This window comes from Streptomyces sp. YIM S03343 (assembly GCF_054729195.1).
In genome coordinates, this window is record NZ_JBPUKX010000001.1 from 5,994,812 (window position 1) to 6,013,404 (window position 18,593).

Sequence of the window (18,593 nt, forward strand, 5' to 3'; positions counted from 1 at the left end):
TCGTCCGGACCATTGACCTTCTGTTATGCCCGAGTAAGTTCCCCTCCCGGCAAGTACGTTCAGCACCACGTCAGGGCAAGTGCGCGAGGACCGTCAGGACCGGGAGCGGGCATGGGCGTACGCAAGGACTTGAAGCGGGCGAAGCGGCGCGGCGACCTCGCGGACCGGACCCGGCCCGAGCTGGTCCGGGACGAGCACGGTGCCGTACGCGAGGCCCGTGTCCCCGCTCTCGCCCCGCCCCTCGCCACCGGCAGCGTCGCGGACATCCCCTTCATCAACGCCGCCGAGGCCCCGGACGCCGTGGTCCTGCGCCGCAGAGACCCCGCCGGCGGCTGGCGGCCCGTCACGGCCGCCGCCTTCGCCCGCGAGGTCACCGCCGTGGCCAAAGGCCTGATCGCCGCCGGACTCGAGCAGGGCGGCCGAGTCGCCCTGATGTCCCGCACCCGCTACGAATGGACGGTTGCGGACTTCGCGATCTGGGCGGCCGGCGGCCAGTCCGTCCCCGTGTACGCCACCTCGTCCGCCGACCAGGTCGAGTGGATCGTCCGAGACTCGGACGCCTGCTTCGTCATCACGGAGACGTCCGTCGGCACGGCCATGGTCACCACGGCCACGGCCCGCCATCCGCGGCCCCCGCGCATCTGGCAGATCGACCCCGACGACACGCCCGCCGGGGCGCCGGACGCCCTCACCGCCCTCACCGTCCTCGGTCAGGATCTCTCCGACGACGAGGTCACCAAGCGCCGCACCACCCTGACACCCGGGACCATTGCCACCCTCTCCTACACCTCCGGCACCACCGGCCGACCCAAGGGCTGCGTGCTCACCCACGCCAATCTGCACGCCGAGGCCGCCAACACGGTCGAGCTGCTCCACCCGATCTTCAAGGAGGTCACCCGGCAGACCGCCTCGACGCTGCTGTTCCTTCCGCTCGCCCACATCCTCGGCCGCACCCTCCAGATCGCCTGCCTCATGGCCCGCATCGAGACCGGTCACTGCCCGAGCGTCAAGCCCGACGAACTCCGCCCGGCCCTGCGGGAGTTCCGGCCCACCTTCCTGGTCGGGGTGCCGTATCTCTTCGAGAAGATCCACGACACCGGGCGTGCGACCGCCGAGAAGATCGGCAGGGGCGCCTCCTTCGACCGGGCCGACCGGGTCGCGGTGCGGTTCGGGGCGGCGTACCTCGACCGGTTCCTCGGCCGCGGCAAGGGCCCGGGGCCCGGCCTCTACGCCGCCTGGGCGCTGTACGACCTGCTGGTCTACCGCCGTATCCGCAAGGAACTCGGCGGACGGCTGCGCTACGCCATCAGCGGCGGCTCCCCGCTGGACCGTGATCTGAACCTCTTCTTCCACGCCGCAGGGATCGTCGTCTACGAGGGCTACGGCCTGACCGAGACCAGCGCCGCCGCGACCATCGTGCCGCCGCTCGCACCGCGCCCCGGCACGGTCGGCCTGCCCGTCCCCGGCACCGCGGTGCGTATCGCGCAGGACGGCGAGGTCCTGGTCAAGGGCGGCATCGTGTTCGGCGCCTACTGGAACAACCCGGAGGCCACCGACGCGGTCCTCAGCGACGGCTGGTTCGCCACCGGCGACCTCGGCTCCCTCGACGACGACGGTTATCTCACCATCACCGGCCGCAAGAAGGACATCCTGATCACCTCCGGCGGCAAGAACGTCTCCCCGGCCGTGCTGGAGGACCGGCTGCGCAGCCGCCCGCCCGTCGGGCAGTGCATCGTCGTCGGCGACAACCGTCCCTACGTCGCCGCCGTCGTCACCTTGGACCCCGAGTCGGTCGCCCACTGGCTGGCGGTGCGCGGGCTGCCCGGCGGCATGCCGCTCGCCGAGGTCGTACGGGACCCGCTTATGCGCGCCGACGTCCAGAAGGCGGTGGACTACGCCAACGAGGCCGTCTCGCGCGCCGAGTCGATCCGGGCGTTCGTGCTGGTCGAGGGTGAGTTCAGCGAGGAGAACGGGATGCTCACGCCGTCCCTGAAGGTCAAGCGCCACGCGGTCACGGCGGCGTACTCGGGAGCGATCGAGGAGCTGTACCGCTGACGACCGGTGTGCGAAAGACCGGTGGATATCCGAGTGGCCAGCGGTCATCCGAATGACCACTGGACATGCTGATGACCGCTGGACATACGAACGGCGGGCCACCGGAGAACCGGTGACCCGCCGCGCGGCGGAGCGGAGACTCAGCCGTTGCCGACGCCGTTGCCCGACAGGGTGGAGATGTCGTCCAGGATGTGCGAGAGCGGCTCGTCACCCTTGGCCTGGGTCGAGTTCTCCGTGCAGGTCTGGGTCTGGGGCGAGGACAGGATGCCCACGTCCTGCAGGCCGATGACGTCGCCCACGGGGGCGGTGAGCGTCTGCGTGTTGGTCTTGGAGGGCGCGGCGACACAGATCTTGTTCAGCGAGCCCTGGACCAGCGACAGCTGAGGGCTCTGGTCACCGAACGTGGCCGAGTTGCCGAACGACTCGCGGGCGCCGTTGCCGCTCGCGGAGGTCGTGCCGTTGTCGTCGCCGATCGCGAGCGCCTGGGGGGCGGCGGCGCCGATGAAACCGGCCAGCGACGCGGCGACAGCCGCGGTTGCCCACAGCTTCTTCATGTTGTTTCCCTTCGAGAAGCGGACTCCGGGGGGAGTTGCGTGATCGTCAACCGAGCGGGGCGTCGCGGAGTTGCGCGATGTGCCCCGTTCGGCCGAGGCCCGGGGATCCGGTCCCCGGGCGGGAGACGAGGAACCCGTCGGACGGATCCGTCTCAGTGGTTGTTCCGGCCGTTGCCGGACAGCAGCGCGATGTCGTCGAGGATGTGCGAGAGCGGCTCGTCACCCTTGGCCTGGGTCGAGTTCTCCGTGCACGTCTGGGTCTGCGGGGAGGACAGGATGCCCACGTCCTGCAGGCCGAGGACGTCGCCCGTGGCGGAGGTGAGCACCTGGGTGTTGAGCTTCTCCGGCAGGGCGAGACACGGCTTGTTGAACGAGCCCTGGATGAGTGCCATCTGCGGGCTCATGTTGCCGAACGTGGCCGAGTTGCCGAACGACTGCGAAGCACCGTTGCCGCTGGCGGACGTGGTGCCGCTGTCGTTGCCGATGGCCAGGGCCGGCGCGGCGGCCGCTGCGGAGGCGCCCACGATGGAGGCGGCGACCGCGGCCGTGGCCAGAACCTTCTTGATCATTGAGTAAATCCCTTCTGAAGACACCCCGTCCACCGGAGTCCCCTGGTTCAACTGCCTCCGATGCCCTCGGTTGCTGTTCTTCACCCGATCGGCCCATTGCGGGAAAGAGGACCCGATGGTCGGCCGTTTCCCGCGGCGGTGTTCATTCCCTTCGTTCCGTTCATGCCGGTCATGCCGGTCATGCCGGTCGTTCTGCGACTGCCCGTCAATTCGATCGGGTGACGCCTCGCAACCATCCGGCGTGCTTCCGGTTGATGGAAAGCAAGAAGGTGCCTCCTGGCGACGGTCGGAACCGGACAGGAACCCAGACACGAGCCGGGAAGAACCAGGACGGAAGCCAGGAAAGGAAAGTGGAAATGCTGAAGAAGGTCATGGCCGCCGCGTCGCTCGCCGCGTCCGTCGTCGGGATCGCCGCGGTCGGTGCCCCCCAGGCGCTCGCCATCGGTGACGACTCCGGGACCACCTCGGCCAGCGGCAACGGTGCTTCGCAGTCGTTCGGCAACTCGGCCACGTTCGGCGACAAGAGCCCTCAGCTGTCGCTGGTCCAGGGCTCGCTGAACAAGATCTGTGTCGCCGCGCCCTCCAAGACCAACACCCAGACTCTCGTCGGCGGGGGCGAACTCGCCGATGTCGTCGGCCTGCAGGACGTGGGCATCCTGTCCTCCCCGCAGACCCAGACGTGCACGGAGAACTCGACCCAGGCCAAGGGTGACGAGCCGCTCTCGCACATCCTGGACGACATCGCCGCCCTGTCGGGCAACGGCACCGGCAACGGCTGAGTCCGCTCGCGGTGTCATTCGCCCACGTCGCTTCTCGGGAACCCCTCGCCAGGTCTGTTACGGCATAGGCGTCAATTCGCTGGGGGCGTTCGAGTGAATTGACCTGCGGCACGCGTTCCGGAGTTTCTTCCGCTGTCTATTCCTCGTTCTACAGCCTGCCGGTCGTGGTGCGAGCCATCGAAGCCGTGCTCGCGCGGCTTCGGCCGTCCATGAGGGACACGACCGCTGAGAAGGGATAGTCCATGAAGAAGAGCGCAGCCGTCGTCGCGGGCGCGATCCTGGCCCTGGGTGCCGCGGCCCCGGCCTTTGCCGACGCCGACGCCACGGGTGTCGCCGTCGGTTCGCCCGGTTTCCTCTCGGGCAACGTCATCCAGATCCCGATCGACGCCCCGCTCAATGTCTGCGGCAACTCCATCGGCGCCACCGGGCTGCTGAACCCCGCGTTCGGCAACGTCTGCGTCAACCGCTGACGGCGTATCCGTACCAGCCCCAGAGCTGTGTAACAGCCGGCCTTGGACCCTCGACCAGTCGTTCCAAGGCCGGCTTTCCCACTTCTTCAAGCAGGAAGACAACGAGAGTGCGACAGACCCTCAGCAAGGGAATTGTCGCGGCCGCTGCCGCGACTAGCATTCTGTCCCTGTACGGCAGCCCCGCCCTGGCCGACACGCAGGCGGACGCTGTTGCGCAGGGCTCGCCGGGTGTCCTTTCCGGCAACATCGTCCAGGTTCCGATCGACATGCCGGTCAACATCTGCGGGAACTCCGTCGACGTCGCCGGAGCGCTGAACCCCGCGTTCGGCAACGTGTGCGTCAACGACTCGGCCCCGCGCGAGGAGCCGTCCCCGACGTACACACGGCCCTCCCACGACCACTCCCCGTCCCCGACCCGCAAGCCGCCGTCGTACGGCGGCGACGACGACCCGACCCCCACGCGCACGCCCCCGTCGTACGGTGACGACGACCCGACCCCGACCCCGACCCGCAAGCCGCCGTCGTACGGCGACGACGACCCGACTCCCACGCACAAACCCCCGTCGTACGGCGACGATGAGCCGTCCCCGACGCACAAGCCGCCGTCCTACGGTGAGCACAAGCCGTCTCCGACCCACAAGCCGCCGTCCTACGGCGAGGACAAGCCGTCCCCGACGCACAAGCCGCCGTCCTACGGCGACCACACCCCGCCGGCCCACCACACCCCGCCTCCCCACCACCACACCCCACCGCCGTACGGGGAGCACACCCCGCCCCCCGTCGACCACACCCCTCCGCCCGGTGAGCACACCCCGCCACCGAGCGAGGAGCACACCCCGCCGCCCACCCACCACGGTCACCCACCCGTCCTGGCTCACACCGGCAGCGAGGCCATGATCGCCGCCTCGGCCGCGGGCGCCGTGCTGATCGCGGGCGGGGCGTTCCTGTACCGGCGAGGCCGCGCGGCCTCCCGTCGGTAGCAGCGCAGGGTGCCGGAGACCCCACCCGGCACCCGCCCCGCCCCGCCACCTCCCGTGCCCCGGCCGACGATGCACCGTCGCCCGGGGCCGAGCCGTTTTTGCCCGGTGTCAGCCGAGGCGGCACGGAACGTGTGCTTCCGTCTCCCCGGTTCGTCCGGGTGGACGCCCGGTCCCACCCGAAAGCCTCAGCACGCTGGCGTGCCCGGCGCCGAAGCAACCTCGCGCCGATATGACTGAGCGTCAGATATGAGTGTCAGAAATGGCACAGCGAGCGGCAGCACGAGCGCGGAGCGAGGAGCAGGCATGGCCCGACAGCAGCGAAGCGCCCGGTACCGGCGGGCGGTGTGCGTCGTGGTCACCGCTGCCGCGTCGGCGGTCCTGGCGGCCGGTCCCGGATGCGCCGCGCCGCAGTCCGCCGTAGTCGTACCGTCGCCCGGTGCTCCGAAGCCCCGGCCCGTGAGCGCGGCTCCGACGCCGACGCCGACACCCGCTCCGACCGTGACCCCGAGCGTCAGCCCGACCCCGTCGGAAGCGCCCGCCTTCGGTGCCTTCCTCGGTTCCGGCGCGCTCGGTGTCGCCCGGATGGCGGCGTTCGGCGCCTGGCTCGGCGGTGCCGAACCGCGGGTCGGCCACACCTATCTGCCCGGCGACCGCTGGATGGACATCGAGGGTGCCCCGACCGTCCTGGACGTCTGGGCGGACTGGCGCGCCGAGAAGGCCGACCGGATGCTCGTCCTCAACGTGCCCATGCTGGACCGCAACGAGGACGGTCTCTCCGACGCCGAGGTGCGCTCCCTGCTGCGCCGGGGCGCCGCCGGGGAGTTCGACACGCACTTCCAGCGGCTCGCCCAGCGGCTGGTGGACGCCGACGCGCCGGACACGGTCGTCGTCCTCGGCTGGGAGATGAACGGCACCACCTACACCCACCGCTGCGGCCCTGACCCGGAGGCGTGGAAGACGTACTGGAACCGGATCGTCGCCGCGATGCGGACCGTGCCGGGGCAGCGGTTCCGGTTCGACTTCGCGCCGAGCCGCGGCCGGGACGCCGTGCCATGGACCCAGTGCTACCCCGGGGACGCCACGGTCGACGTCATCGGCATGGACTCCTACGACCAGCCGGACGGCCTGCCGTTCGACCAGCAGGTGACCGAGCCCTACGGCCTCCAGGCGCAGGTGGACTTCGCCAAGGCGCACGGCAAGCTCGTCTCCTATCCCGAATGGGGACTCTTCCGCAACGGCGACAACCCCGAGTACATGCGGCGCATGCTTGCCTGGATGCAGGAGCACAAGCCGCTCTACAACACGCTCACCGACTACTGCCCGCACGGTGTGTGGGAGTGCCCGGACAACCCGCAGTCGTCCCAGATCTACCGGACCGGGATCGCCGCGACCGCCACCGGAACCGCCACCGGAACCGCCACCGGCTCCGGCTCCGGCACCGGAAACGCCGGTGGCCCAGCTCCCGCCCAGACCCCCGCCCAGACCCCCGCCCAGACCCCTGCCCCTGAGCCCCCGCCGCCCCCGGCCCCCGCCCCCGTCTGCGCCTCGCTGAACCTCGGATCCTGGATCGAGCGCTGGCTCGGCGGGAAGCTCTGCCTCCGCTCCGACTGGTGGCCGGGCGAGCAGTAGCGGCACGCCGACGGCTGCGCGGGCGGCCCACCCGCAGTCAGCGGGGACCTCAGGACCCGCCCCCGTCGCGCTCCCGCCAGCCGCGCAGCACCTCCTTGCCCCGCTGCCGCGCCGCGACATCGCACACGACCGCCGACAGCAGCGGTGCGGTACGCCGCCGGGCCAGCAACAGCCGCTGATTGACGACCGGTTCGGGGCGCCAATGATGCTTGTACGGCTCGTCGCCGCGCAGCAGACTCAGCGTGGCGAGGCCGAGGCCGTTGCCGAGACCGTTGCCGAGACCCGGGCCGGAGCCGTTGCCGAGACCCGGAGCGAGGCCGTTGCCACCTCCCGCTCCCGCGCTCTCCGCGCACGCGTCGAGCAGCATCACCGCCACATCCGCCTTGCGTTCCCGCAGCCCCGGATGCGCGCCGTAGAGATAGCAGCCCGCCAGCCGCCGCGACAGCAGGGTCAGATCGACGGCCACGACGTCTGTGCCCAGCCGGAACTCGGTGACCACCGCGTTCCCCGAGCGCACCATCGGCCCGACCGCCCGCACCAGATGCGCACGAAACCGCTCCCGCAGATGCTCGGGCGTCACCTTCCGTCCTTCCCACTGGAGTTGATGCAGCTCCAGCAGTCTGCGCAGCGCCAGGTCCACCTCGTGCGGCGGTACGACACGACGCCGCACCCCGAGCGCGGCCAGCTTGCGCAGCTTGGCCCGGACCCGCTGGGCCTTCGCCGACGGCAGCCGGGCCACCAACTCGCCCATGGGAACGGCCGGTAGCTCCAGGCACAGCGAGTCGGGCATCCGGCGGCGTGGCCCGCACCAGCGGTCGTAGACACGTTCCGCCGCGCCGCCGGGCCGTACCTCGCGGAAGTCGATCAGCGCGGTGCGCGCCGCGGCGGCCAGACCCGTGGTGAGGGCGTGCGCGGCGCGGTCGGCGTGTGTGTCGTCGATGAGGACGTCGCCGTAGTCCGAGATCGCCCCGCCGAGCGACACCAGCGCGGGCACCGGGTGCCGTACCCGCATCAGCGGTGCCACGGCGGCGAGTTCACCGCCGTTCCGCACGACCACGAGCCGCAGCCGACCGTGACGGCCGTACGACAGCCACCACGAGTGCAGCCAGGCATGGCTCTGGAACGGGGTCGCCGCCCCGCACCGCTCATGTAACCGCCGCCAGGCCGGGCCGAGTTCGGCGAAGACATGCTCGTCGGTGACGAGTTCGGTGACGAACTCGGGGGAGCGGGTGGCGCGTTCTGCGGTGAGGTACGACGCCGTCACAGCGCTTCGTGCGCGTCGGCGGCGGTGGCCGGGCCGGGAACGCCCGCCACGGACACGGTTCGGCGGCCGGTGCCGTCGTCGCGCTGAGGACGGACGAGCAGCGCGAGCCCGCCGAGCAGCCCGCCCGCGCTCGCGCCGATCAGACCGGTCACCGCAGGGGAGGGCGAGGTGGGGTCGGCGGGGGTGACCGCGCGGGAGAACTCGACGAGTTCCACGTGCGTGGTGGCCTTGGTGGCGTCCGCGCGCCGGGTGAGGGCGCGGGCGACGGCGTTCGCCATCCCGGCGGCGAGGCGGGGGCGGGCCGAGGTGGCCGAGACGGCGACCATCGGGGCGTCCGGCGAGGCCGACGTCTGCACGCTGTGCCTGAGCGTGTCCACCGGCACCCCGGCCTGTGCCTGCGCGTCGCCGAGCACCGCGAGCTGGGTGGCGACCCGTCCGTAGGCCGTGGCGAAGCCGAGCGCCGACGCAGGGTCGGACCGGTCGGTGGGTACGGCGATGACATAGCTGGTGGCCGTGTACGTCGGCGGTGTCAGCACCCCGTACGCCCCGCCCAGCAGCCCGCCCGTGAGGGTGCCGGCCGCCAGCAGTGTCCACGGCGGGAGCGCGCGGAGGCGGGCGGACGGGGCGCTCGGACGGTGCGATCGGGTCGGGTTCTCGATCATGACTGTTCGACTTCCTTCGATGACGGGGACGGAGATGGAGAAGAAGGGGAGGGGGCAGGAGACGGGGACGGAAGGGCCGGGGTGGTGGCGGCCAGGGCCGCCGTGTACACGTCCATGAGCCGGGTGGCGCTGCGGGTGACGCAGTAGTGACGGGCGGCGTCCGGGGCGGTGCGGGGGCCCGGGCCCGCCGCGCGGAGTTCGGTGAGGGCACGGGCGAAGTCCTCGGGCCCGCCCCGCACTTGCCGGGCGGCGGGCGCGGCGCCGGGCGGGAGGTCCTCGACGGCAGGGCAGGAGGCGTAGAGCACGGGCAGCCCCGCCGCCAGCGCCTCCACGACCGCGAGCCCGAACGCCTCCTCGGGAGACGGCGAGACCAGCACGTCCAGCGCGGAGGTGAGGGACGGCAGATCGGGCCCGGCCGCCTCGTCGGCATCACCGGCCCATCCGGGGAGTTCGCCGGTGAACAGCACCCGGCCGGCCACCCCCGCCTCCCGCGCGGTGCGCCGTAGCGCCCCCTCCTCCGGGCCGCCGCCGACCAGCAGCAGCCGGTGGTCGGCGGGCAGCAGGGCGAGTGCGCGGACGGCGGTGTCGAAGCGTTTGCCGGGGACGAGCCGGCCGATGCCGCCGACGACGTACGCATCCTCGGGCAGCCCGAGCCGCTGCCTGGTGAGCCGCCGCCGGTGCGGGTCGTGGCGGAAGCGGGCCAGGTCGATGCCGTTGGGCACGATCGCGATCCGCGGCTCCGGCACACCCCAGCGGCGCAGCCGTCCGGCGACCGTGGGGGAGACGGCGACGGTGGTACGGCCGAGCCGCTCGGTGGCGAGGTAGAGCGCGCGGACCCCGGCGCTAAGGCGGCGGCCCTCGATCTGGGAGTCGCCCAGCGAATGCTCGGTGGCGACCACCGCCCGCACCCCGGCGAGCCGGGCGGCGAGACGGCCGTAGATGCAGGCCCGGTAGAGATGGGTGTGGACGAGGTCGTAGCCGCCCGTACGGATCAGCCGGACCAGACGGGGCAGCGCGGCCAGGTCGCGGTTGCCGGTCATGCCGAGGTGGTGCACGCGCACGCCGTCGGCGATCAGCGCGTCGGCGACCGGGCCCGGGTTGGTGAGGGTCACGACCTCGCTGTGCACGGCGAGATGCCCGAGCAGCAGCCGCAGTTGCTGCTCGGCGCCGCCGACGCCGAGGCCGGTGATGACATGCAGGACGCGTGGTGCGTTCGGGAGGTGCTTCCGGTTCGTCACAGGCCCTCCACGGGGCGGCGGCGCAGCCGGTGCAGCCGGTGCTTGAGATACAGGCGTACGGCGGTGTCGTGCTGGCCGATGTGCAGGCGGGGGAGTGCGTACGGGCCGGTGAGCGGGCCGGGGTCGATGGCACAGGCGTACCCGTATCCGGCGGCGCGGACGGCGGCGACGGCGCGGGGGTCGAGGGCGCCGTACGGATAGCAGAAGCCCTTCACCGGAGCACCGGTCAACTCGGAGAGCAGCGCTCTGCTCGCGGCGGTCTCGGTACGCAGGGTCGCCTCGTCGGCGCACGTCAGATCGATGTGGGTCAGCCCGTGCGAGCCGACCTCGACGCCCTGCGCCACCGCCTGCCGAACACCGTCGGCCGTGAGCAGAGGCTTGCGCGGGCCCAGCGGATCCCAGCCGTTGTCGCCGCCGAGGCGGCCGGGCAGCACGAACAGGGTGGCGTTGCAGTCCCAGCGGTGCAGCACCGGCAGGGCATCGGTGACGAAGTCTGCGTACCCGTCGTCGAAGGTCAGCCCGACGAGGCCCCGGCCGCCGCCCCGGGCACGGGCGGCCAGCAACTCGGCCAGGGAGACCCCGCGCAGGCCTCGTCTTCGCAGCCAGCACAGCTGTTGCTCCAGCCGTCGGGGCGTGACGGTGATGCGGTACGGGTCGTCGGCGCAGTCGCTCACAGAGTGGTACATCGCGACCCACGGCACCCGGCCGCCGGGGCGCTCGGCGCGCCGGGGCGCGGGGACGAAGGCGCCGGACGGGACGGCGGGGGTGCCGGGCGTGTCAGGGGTGTCGACGGAGGAGAACATGGGTGCCCCTTCGGGTGACGGTGCGGACGGTACGCAGTGCCAGGGCCAGGCCGGGGGCGTCCAGCGCCCGGCCGACCAGGACGAACACGCCGGTCACGGTGACCGCCCCGACGGCCAGACCCGCCAGCGGCGACCCGGGACCGGGCCCGCTCGCTGCCCAGGCCCCGGCGGCCGTCGCGGGCACCGCGGCACACACCGGTCTGCTCACGTCACGCAGCACCCGCCGAGCCCCGACGGGGACGCCACGGGGCCTGCGGTGACGTCCACGGCTCGGACTGACGGGACCGACCCGGCCGACCCCGATCCTGCCGACCGAGCGGGCCGGGTGGGCCGGGCGGGCCGGGCGGGCCGGGCTGCGTGAGACGGCCGGGTCGGCCGGTCTGTGCGGGGTGCGCGGGGTGCGCGAGGTAAGCGAGGTGCCGTGATCGTCCGGGTTGCCGTGCTCCGGCGAGGTGTCGTGATCACTCGGACCGCACGAACCACCGGGACCCCCCGGGGCATTCCAACCGCCCGTGCTGCCGATTTCACCGGAATCACCGGGATCACCACCACCAAAACCGCCGAGACCGCCGTAACGGCCCGGACTGCCTGAGGCGTCTGGACCGACCGGACGGCCGTAGCCCGTCGAGTTCCTCGAGTTCCGTGAGCCGCTGGGGCCACCCGAGCCGCCCGAGGCGCGGGAGCTCCCGGGCCCGCCCGGACGACCTGAGCGGCCCTGCCCGTCGCGACGGCTGAGCCCCATGAGCAGCAGTGCGGCGGTCACGGTGATCCCCGCGGCGTTCGCGGCGGCGATTCCCGCTGCGCCCCAGGGGCCCACGGCCAGTGCCCCGGCCCAGGCGGTCACCACGACTCCGGTCGTCATCGCGCCGAGGGGGTACCAGGTCGCGCGGCCCGTCGAGAAGTATGAGCGGATCAGGACGCCCACCAGCGTCTGGCTGAGCAGTCCCAGCGCGTACACCCGCATCACCCCCGCCGTGGCGGCGGTGTCGTGAGCGGTGAACGCGCCTCGCTGGAAGAGGAGTTCGATGATCTGCGGCGCACAGGCGACGACCGCCGCCGTGCCGAGCAGCACCAGACAGGCGACGAGCGCCAGATCACGCTCCACCCTGCGGCGGGCCCGCTCGGTGTCGCCCTCGGCCAGCGCCCGCGTGACCACCGGGAAGGTGACCGTGCACAGCATCAGTGACAGCACCATCGGCAACTGGGCGACCTTCTGGGCGTAGTTGAGGTGAGAGATGGCACCGGAGGGGAGACCGGAGGCGAGGAAACGCTCGACGAGGACCTGGGACTGCCGGCACAGGGCGAAGAGGAGCACCGCGCCGATGAGTTCGAGGCTCAAGGGGCGAACGGCGGTGTCGTAGCGGCCGCGTGAGCCACCGGTTCCTTGATCCGTCGGTCTCGTCCGTAACTGCCCGAGCAGTGACGGAAGTTGCGCCGCCACCATCAGCAGCCCGCCCACCGCCACCCCGGCCGCCGCCGACCGCACCCCCCAGTGGCCGCCGAGGACCAGCATCCCCGTGACGATGCCGCTGTTGTACGCGACGTAGATCGCCGCGGGCGCCCCGAAACGGCGGTGCGCCCGTAGCGCGGCGCTGCAGTACCCGGCGAGCCCGAAACTCAGCACGCAGGTCGCGGTGAGCCGGGTGCAGTCCACCGCGAGCCCGGGATGGGGAAGACCGGGCGCGAGGGCCCGTACCAGGACCGGCGCCGCGGCGACGAGCAGCGCGGACACGGCGACGAAGGACAGCGTCAGCCGGGGGAGCGTGCCCGCCACGAGGGCCCGTACCGGGTCGTCGCCGGGCGCGTCCCGGGCCCGCCGGGCCAGCGCCGCGCTGAAGGCGGGGATCAGTGCGAACGCCAGGCCGTCCTCGATGAGCAGCGTGGCCGCGAACTCCGGTACGGTCCACGCGACCAGGAAGGCGTCCGTCGCGCTCCCGGCCCCGAACAGCCGGGCGAGCGCCTGGTCGCGCACCAGCCCCAGGACCGCCCCGGCCAGCGACAGGGACGCGGTGACGAGGGTGGCCCTGGCGAGGAAGGCCCGGGAGGGGGCGGTCTCGGCGGGGTGCGGTGGGGACGCCTGGTGCGCAGGGTGCGCCGGTGACCGCGGCGGTGCCGCCGACGTAACGGCGGCCTCGTCGGCGCCGGTAGGAGCACCGGCACGAGCGCGGCTACGAGCGCGGGTACGGGCGCCGCTATGGGCGTCGGCGTCGGCCCCCGGGCTGCGGGAAGGCGTGACCGTCATCGCATCGAGGCCTCACCCGCGGACACGCGCTCGCTCCCGGCCAGCGCCCACCACGCCGCGAGCCCGAGGCACAAGGCGGTCAGCACGGTCGACGGCCCGCCGATGTCGGCGTACACGAAGTCCGTCGACTGCCAGACCAGCAGCCCGCAGGAGACCAGCGCGCAGTCCATGCCCGTGCCCGTGCCCCTGCCCGTGCCCGACACGCGTGCCCGCCACAGTCCTCGCAGCGCGCACACCAGCAGCGCCAGCCAACTACCCCCCAGCGTCAGCAGCCCGATCAGGCCCTGCTCGCTGAGCACCAGCAGATACATGTTGTGCGGGGACAGCAGCGGCTGTCTGAGAAACGCGGCGCCCGCGCCCTCCGTGTCGCTGCCCGACGACAGCGCCAGCGGCGCGTGCCCGTCCCGGTACTCCGGGAAGTTCTTCAACCCCACACCGGTCAGCGGGTGTTCGCGCCACATCCCGGCCGCTGCCGCCCACAGGGAGTACCTGTCCACGACGGACTGGTCGGGTGCCTCGGTGACCTGCCCGATGCTGCCGATCCGCTCCTGGAGCATCTCGGTGCCGACCCCGAGACCGCCCACCAGCACCACCCCGGCCGCCACCGCCACCGCGACCACCTTCAGCGCCCGTCGCAGTCCCGTCAGCACCAGTTGCGCCAGGCACCCCACGGCAGTGGCGATCCAGGCACCCCGGCTGAACGACAGGGCGAGCGGGACGAGCAGCACGAGGGCGCAGCCTGCGGCGACGGCCCGTTCCACACCCCACGGCGCCCGGTTACGCCGTACTGCCGCAGCCTCCGACGCCCGGCCGCGCCGTACCCCCGTACCGCCCAGCGCGAGCCCCACCGCGCACAGCAGCCCGAAGCTCACCGCCGTCGCCATGCCCATCACATCCTGCGCGCCGAAAGTGCCCACGGCGCGAATGTCCTGGCCCTGGTACGAGGCGCCGGTCCCGGTCGCGTACTGGTGGATGCCGAGGGCGCCCTGCCACAGTGCGAGCGCCACCAACGCCCAGGCCAGCAGCCGGAAATCGGCGCGGTCACGGATCAACAGGACGACGGCGGCCGGGACGAGGACGAAGATCTCGAGGTAGCGGCCGAGCCCCGCGAGCCCGGCGCCCGGCGACGACGCGTGCAGCGCGGCGAGCGCGAGACCGGCCACCGGCAGCCCCAGCACCACCGCTGCCGTACGCGACAACGGGCGCCGCCGCTCCCGCAGCACCCGGAGGGCGCAGTACAGCACCGCGACGGCGGACAGCGCGTCGGCGGGCCCGGCACCACCCTCACCGCCGGCGCCGTGGGTGAGGGGCAGCGCGAGGACGGCGATGACGCCGAGGACCGGCAGCACCGGTGCGGAAAGGGGGATCCGGCGCAGCGGTCGCGATGCCCGCGCAGGGACAAGTGCCTGGCTCAACGGTCAGCTCCCCGCCGACCGCACGAGTGCCGCCGCGGTGCGCAGCAGGATGCAGATGTCCTGCCACAGCGACCAGTTGTCGATGTACGCGTTGTCGAACCGCGCCCGGTCCTCGATCGATGTGTCGCCGCGCAGCCCGTGGATCTGGGCGAGCCCGGTGATGCCGGTACGCATCCGGTGGCGGGCCGCGTAGCCGGGGTAGGTCTCGCTGAACCGGGCGACGAAATAGGGGCGTTCGGGGCGCGGGCCGACGAGGCTCATCTCGCCCCGGAAGACGTTCCACAGCTGGAGCAGCTCGTCGAGCGAGGTCCGGCGCAGGAAGCGGCAGAAGCGGCTCATCCGGTACTCGCCCGCGACGCTCCAGCGGGTGGCCGACTCGTGCGCGTCGGCGGGGCGGTGGGTCCGGAACTTCAACAGGGTGAAGGGACGGCCCCCTTGGCCGACGCGCTCCTGCCGGAACACGACACCCGGTCCCTCGGTGAGCCGCAGCACCGTCGCGCAGACCAGCAGCAGCGGGCTGACCAGCAGCAACAGCGTCCCGGACACCAGCACGTCGAGCACCCGCTTGCCCGCCTCGCCCGGCCGTCGGACCCCGGTGTACAGCCGACGGCAGGGAAATCCGGCGAGCTGGTCACGGGTGCGGAAAGGGGAGGTTGCTTCGTACGCCGGTGAACTGGCGATGTGCGCCGAGCCGTTGCCGTACGACTGGACGCCGCCGTACGCCGGGCCGTCCGCATCGAGCTCCCACACCGCGCGGCCCGACTCGGCCAACGCCCGCAGCAGCGGCGCCCGTTCGTCCAGCATCGCGGGGCCGACGGCAAGAACGGTGTCCACCCCGTTCTGGATCAGCGCCCGTTGCACCTCGGAGGTGTTCGTCAGCACCGGCAACCCCCCTGTGACACAGCCCGGTTGTCCGGCCACGACACCAACCGGCCGTACCCCGTACCGCGGTTGCCGCAGCACCGCCACCGCCACCCGCTGCGCGGTCGCGGTCGGTCCGACCACCAGGGCGGCGCTCGGTCGGCGCAGCACCTCGGCCCGCCGTACCCCGTGCACCACCGCGCGCCCCGCCCCTGAGGCCACGGTGTGCAGCGCCCAGCCGAGCAGCAGGGTCCTGAGCGGCAACGCGTGCTGCGGGTCGAATGCGGCGACGAGTGCCGCGAGCCCCAGCCACAGCACGGCGGTACGGCCGCACAGCGCGGGCAGTTCGTCGAGCACCCCGGGCAGCGCTCGCGGTGGCCTCGGGCGTGCCGGCAGCGCCCCGGCCAGCAGTAAGACGATCGGTAGCGGCCGTGGCGGCGCCCCCGTGAACACCCCGGTGAGCACGAGCGCCCCCACCAGGGTGGCGAGCGTGTCGGCGGCCGTCAGCGATGCCGACGGTGTGCTCCGGAGCGGCGGTCGCAGCGCCGGGAACCGGAGTTCCCGGGTGTGCGGCACCACGGCGACCGATGTGACAGGTGCGACGGGCGGGGCGGGCACGAGGGGTGGCGAGACGGGTGGGAGACCGCGGTCCCGTGGCTGTCCGGCGGGCGAGGGAAGGGTGCTTTCCGCAGTCACGAGTGGGTGGACTCCCTGTCGTCGGTGGGCCCGCGGTGTGCGATGGCCCCGGTGGGGTGGTGCCCGCGGTGCGCGGTGGCCCCGGTGGGGTGGTGCCCGCGGTGTGCGATGGCCCCGGTGGGGTGGTGCCCGCGGTGCGCGGTGGCCCCGGTGAGGTGGTGCTCGCGGAGCAGCTCGCCGTACAGCTTCATCACCGCCGCCGTGGTGTGCCGTACGTCGTGCCTGGCCAGCACATGCCGGCGGCCCTGCACGCCGAGCGCCTCGCACAGCGGCGGGTCGAGCAGCAGAGCGGTGACCGCGTCGGCCAGCGCCGCGGCATCCCCGGCCGGTACCAGGCACCGGGACGCCGACGCGGGCGGCAGGCTCTCGCGGGCGCCGTCGACATCGGTGACGACCACGGGCCGCCCGCACGCGAGCGCCTCCAGCGGGGCGAGCGCCATGCCCTCCCAGCGCGACGGCAGGACGATGAGATCGGCCGCCTGGTACCAGGGCACGGTGTCGTCGACGGCTCCCGCGAACAGCACGGACCCCGGCTGCCACGGCGCGCCTCGGCGCAGCAGCGCGTCGCGGTCCGGGCCGTCGCCGACCAGCGCGAGCCGCGCCCCGGGCACCCGCCGTACGACGGTCTCCCAGGCCCGCAGCAGAACGTCCTGCCCCTTCTGCCGGCACAGCCGCCCCACGCAGACCACCAGCGGGGCGCGCGGATCACCGCCGGGGAGCAGCGCGGCGCGTACGGCACCCGGGTCTGCAGGGCGGAAACGCTCGGGGTCGACGCCGTTGGGGACGACCCGCCACCGCCCGCCGATCCCGGCCCGTTCGCCGGTCGCCTGCTCCGCACCGCTGACGCACACCGTCCGCGCGGCCCAGCGCGCACCGCGGCGCTCCCAGGTGCGGGCGAGCGCCGCGGTGATCCCGCCGACGGCCTCGAACGACCAGGCGTGCGGCTGGAACACGGTCGGGATCCGTCCGCGCACCGCGAGCCGTCCGGCCAGACCGGCCTTGGCGCTGTGCGCGTGGACCAGTTGGGGCCGTACGTCGTCCACCAGCCGGGCGAGCCGCCGTACCTCACGGGGCAGCGAGGGACCCGGGGCCCGTGTCGCCTGCCAGAGCCGCACCGGTGCGCCCAGGGCCCGCAGTTCCGCGGCCAGCGCGCCCTCGGGACAGGCCACTGTGACGTCCAGCCCGGCCGCGAGCTGGGCCCGTGCCAGATCGGTCACGACTCGGGCGACCCCGCCGTCCACCGGCTGCGTGATGTGCAGGACCCGTGGCCCGAGTGGCCCGGGGGTGGTCGCTGACGACGGCTGCATGCGCGGTTTCCTCGCTACGGGGGCGCTCGGGAGTGCGGCGGATGAGGACGCGCCGCACCGCCGACGCCGGCGGTGGCGACGGTGCGCCGGGTCACGCCACGTCCGGCCTGGGAAACGAGCCGGAAGGCCGCCTGGTCACACCGCGCCGGGGATGTACGAGGGGTTCGAACACCGCAGGAGGCGCGGGGGAGAGGCGGTCACTGCTTCCGTAGTGCGCCCCTGGGGAGGGGCGCGCGTGGCGTGGCGGCGGTGGTGAAGCGGTGCGGGTCCGCAGCTGGGGCGGGGGAACTTGGGCGGGGGAACTTGGGCGGGGAGGGTTGCGGGACCGGGGGCGTGTGCGGGGGTGTCCCAGGGGCGCGTACGGCATGGACGGGGCGCGATCGAACTACGCACGGCTCGCGAGCGGCCCGCGTAGGACTCGTGCAGGGGAACACGGGACCGGGGCCGGGCGGGCCGGAGGCAGGCAGAGGGCGTGTCGGGGGTGGCTCGGAGGCGTGCCGGAGCATAGACCGGATCACTCACTGGGAGCGTGAAACCCGGCCGTCCGCACCATCACCCGTTCGGCGGCACAACCCCCTGGCATGCCACGCGTTGACACAACGCCGGGCACCCGTCCGGATGTCTGTGTCAACTCCAAGGAGCATCTCTCCATGTCGCGTATCGCGAAGGGCCTGGTCCTCACCACCGCGGCCGCCGCCGCGGCCGTCGCCGGCGCCGCGGGCGTCGCCGCCGCCGACAGCGGTGCCCAGGCGGTCGCCGCTCACTCGCCGGGCGTGCTGTCGGGCAACGTCTTCCAGGTCCCCGTCCACGCGCCGCACAACATCTGCGGCAACAGCACCGACGCGTCCGGCCTGCTGAACCCGGCGTTCGGCAACACCTGCGTCAACAACTGACGCCGAATCACCTTTCGTCGGCCGGCCGCCCTTCCGTCATTCGGTACGTGAGGGCGGCCGGTCGTCGTGCCCGGCGTTCTCCGGCCTGCCACCTTTGGGTGGGACGTGTGAAAAGTGTGCGGACGGGGTTTCCGCGCGGACCGGAGATCGTTGGGCACGACGTCGGACCACACCGG

The 18,593-nt window shown here is 72.9% G+C and carries 16 protein-coding genes; 6 read left to right on the top strand and 10 right to left on the bottom strand.

The window, feature by feature from the left end:
* Positions 1–111 precede the first annotated feature (111 nt).
* Positions 112–2,055: an AMP-dependent synthetase/ligase gene (locus ACSYGN_RS26150; protein WP_460399675.1), complete on the top strand. Its 1,944-nt coding sequence runs from the start codon at positions 112–114 to the stop codon at positions 2,053–2,055.
* Positions 2,056–2,195: 140 nt separating this feature from the next.
* Here ACSYGN_RS26150 and ACSYGN_RS26155 read toward each other — a convergent pair whose 3' ends face one another.
* Together ACSYGN_RS26155 and ACSYGN_RS26160 are read right to left on the bottom strand one after the other, a co-directional pair.
* Positions 2,196–2,609 (bottom strand): rodlin, encoded by a 414-nt coding sequence (locus ACSYGN_RS26155; protein ID WP_460399677.1) that lies wholly within the window; start codon positions 2,607–2,609, stop codon positions 2,196–2,198.
* Between the two features lie 152 nt (positions 2,610–2,761).
* Entirely contained in the window at positions 2,762–3,178 is a 417-nt protein-coding gene (locus ACSYGN_RS26160; protein WP_460399679.1) for a rodlin, read from the bottom strand.
* A gap of 356 nt (positions 3,179–3,534) precedes the next feature.
* Between ACSYGN_RS26160 and ACSYGN_RS26165 the strand changes: the two genes are divergently transcribed.
* The 4 genes from ACSYGN_RS26165 to ACSYGN_RS26180 all read left to right on the top strand — a co-directional run bounded on the left by ACSYGN_RS26165 (position 3,535) and on the right by ACSYGN_RS26180 (position 7,036).
* Positions 3,535–3,957, top strand: a complete 423-nt coding sequence (locus tag ACSYGN_RS26165; RefSeq protein WP_460399681.1) for a rodlin — start codon at positions 3,535–3,537, stop codon at positions 3,955–3,957.
* Positions 3,958–4,199: 242 nt separating this feature from the next.
* Positions 4,200–4,427 carry a chaplin gene (locus ACSYGN_RS26170; RefSeq protein WP_460399683.1) on the top strand — a complete coding sequence of 76 codons (228 nt, stop codon included), beginning with the start codon at positions 4,200–4,202 and terminating at the stop codon, positions 4,425–4,427.
* A 107-nt stretch (positions 4,428–4,534) separates the two neighbouring features.
* Entirely contained in the window at positions 4,535–5,407 is an 873-nt protein-coding gene (locus tag ACSYGN_RS26175; RefSeq protein WP_460399685.1) for a chaplin, read from the top strand.
* Positions 5,408–5,710: 303 nt separating this feature from the next.
* Positions 5,711–7,036: a glycoside hydrolase family 26 protein gene (locus ACSYGN_RS26180; RefSeq protein ID WP_460399687.1), complete on the top strand. Its 1,326-nt coding sequence runs from the start codon at positions 5,711–5,713 to the stop codon at positions 7,034–7,036.
* Between the two features lie 49 nt (positions 7,037–7,085).
* On the opposite strand, the gene ACSYGN_RS26185 is transcribed toward ACSYGN_RS26180, so the two are convergent.
* The 8 genes from ACSYGN_RS26185 to ACSYGN_RS26220 form a co-directional block, all read right to left on the bottom strand.
* Positions 7,086–8,300, bottom strand: coding sequence for a GNAT family N-acetyltransferase (locus ACSYGN_RS26185; protein WP_460399689.1), 1,215 nt, complete (start codon positions 8,298–8,300; stop codon positions 7,086–7,088).
* Positions 8,297–8,962: a YveK family protein gene (locus tag ACSYGN_RS26190; RefSeq protein ID WP_460399690.1), complete on the bottom strand. Its 666-nt coding sequence runs from the start codon at positions 8,960–8,962 to the stop codon at positions 8,297–8,299. The genes ACSYGN_RS26185 and ACSYGN_RS26190 overlap by 4 nt, the downstream gene beginning before the upstream one ends.
* On the bottom strand, positions 8,959–10,200 hold the full coding sequence (locus ACSYGN_RS26195) for a glycosyltransferase (protein ID WP_460399691.1): 1,242 nt from the start codon (positions 10,198–10,200) through the stop codon (positions 8,959–8,961). Before ACSYGN_RS26195 ends, ACSYGN_RS26190 begins: the two co-directional genes overlap by 4 nt.
* Entirely contained in the window at positions 10,197–10,886 is a 690-nt protein-coding gene (locus ACSYGN_RS26200) for a polysaccharide deacetylase family protein (protein WP_460403755.1), read from the bottom strand. Before ACSYGN_RS26200 ends, ACSYGN_RS26195 begins: the two co-directional genes overlap by 4 nt.
* 91 nt (positions 10,887–10,977) lie before the next feature.
* Positions 10,978–13,245, bottom strand: coding sequence for a murein biosynthesis integral membrane protein MurJ (murJ, locus tag ACSYGN_RS26205; protein ID WP_460399692.1), 2,268 nt, complete (start codon positions 13,243–13,245; stop codon positions 10,978–10,980).
* On the bottom strand, positions 13,242–14,660 hold the full coding sequence (locus ACSYGN_RS26210) for an O-antigen ligase family protein (RefSeq protein ID WP_460399695.1): 1,419 nt from the start codon (positions 14,658–14,660) through the stop codon (positions 13,242–13,244). The genes murJ and ACSYGN_RS26210 overlap by 4 nt, the downstream gene beginning before the upstream one ends.
* Positions 14,661–14,663: 3 nt before the next feature.
* Positions 14,664–16,217 carry a sugar transferase gene (locus tag ACSYGN_RS26215; protein ID WP_460399697.1) on the bottom strand — a complete coding sequence of 518 codons (1,554 nt, stop codon included), beginning with the start codon at positions 16,215–16,217 and terminating at the stop codon, positions 14,664–14,666.
* Entirely contained in the window at positions 16,214–17,524 is a 1,311-nt protein-coding gene (locus ACSYGN_RS26220; protein ID WP_460399699.1) for a glycosyltransferase, read from the bottom strand. Before ACSYGN_RS26220 ends, ACSYGN_RS26215 begins: the two co-directional genes overlap by 4 nt.
* A 650-nt stretch (positions 17,525–18,174) precedes the next feature.
* Here ACSYGN_RS26220 and ACSYGN_RS26225 point away from each other — a divergent pair.
* Positions 18,175–18,417 (top strand): chaplin, encoded by a 243-nt coding sequence (locus tag ACSYGN_RS26225; RefSeq protein WP_460399701.1) that lies wholly within the window; start codon positions 18,175–18,177, stop codon positions 18,415–18,417.
* The last annotated feature ends 176 nt before the right edge of the window (positions 18,418–18,593 follow it).

Coding starts and splice junctions, on each gene's coding strand:
- ACSYGN_RS26150 (WP_460399675.1), top strand. CDS start 112: ATGGGCGTACGCAAGGACTTGAAGCGGGCGAAGCGGCGCGGCGACCTC.
- ACSYGN_RS26155 (WP_460399677.1), bottom strand. CDS start 2,609: ATGAAGAAGCTGTGGGCAACCGCGGCTGTCGCCGCGTCGCTGGCCGGT.
- ACSYGN_RS26160 (WP_460399679.1), bottom strand. CDS start 3,178: ATGATCAAGAAGGTTCTGGCCACGGCCGCGGTCGCCGCCTCCATCGTG.
- ACSYGN_RS26165 (WP_460399681.1), top strand. CDS start 3,535: ATGCTGAAGAAGGTCATGGCCGCCGCGTCGCTCGCCGCGTCCGTCGTC.
- ACSYGN_RS26170 (WP_460399683.1), top strand. CDS start 4,200: ATGAAGAAGAGCGCAGCCGTCGTCGCGGGCGCGATCCTGGCCCTGGGT.
- ACSYGN_RS26180 (WP_460399687.1), top strand. CDS start 5,711: ATGGCCCGACAGCAGCGAAGCGCCCGGTACCGGCGGGCGGTGTGCGTC.
- ACSYGN_RS26190 (WP_460399690.1), bottom strand. CDS start 8,962: ATGATCGAGAACCCGACCCGATCGCACCGTCCGAGCGCCCCGTCCGCC.
- ACSYGN_RS26200 (WP_460403755.1), bottom strand. CDS start 10,886: ATGTACCACTCTGTGAGCGACTGCGCCGACGACCCGTACCGCATCACC.
- murJ (WP_460399692.1), bottom strand. CDS start 13,245: ATGACGGTCACGCCTTCCCGCAGCCCGGGGGCCGACGCCGACGCCCAT.
- ACSYGN_RS26220 (WP_460399699.1), bottom strand. CDS start 17,524: ATGCAGCCGTCGTCAGCGACCACCCCCGGGCCACTCGGGCCACGGGTC.
- ACSYGN_RS26225 (WP_460399701.1), top strand. CDS start 18,175: ATGTCGCGTATCGCGAAGGGCCTGGTCCTCACCACCGCGGCCGCCGCC.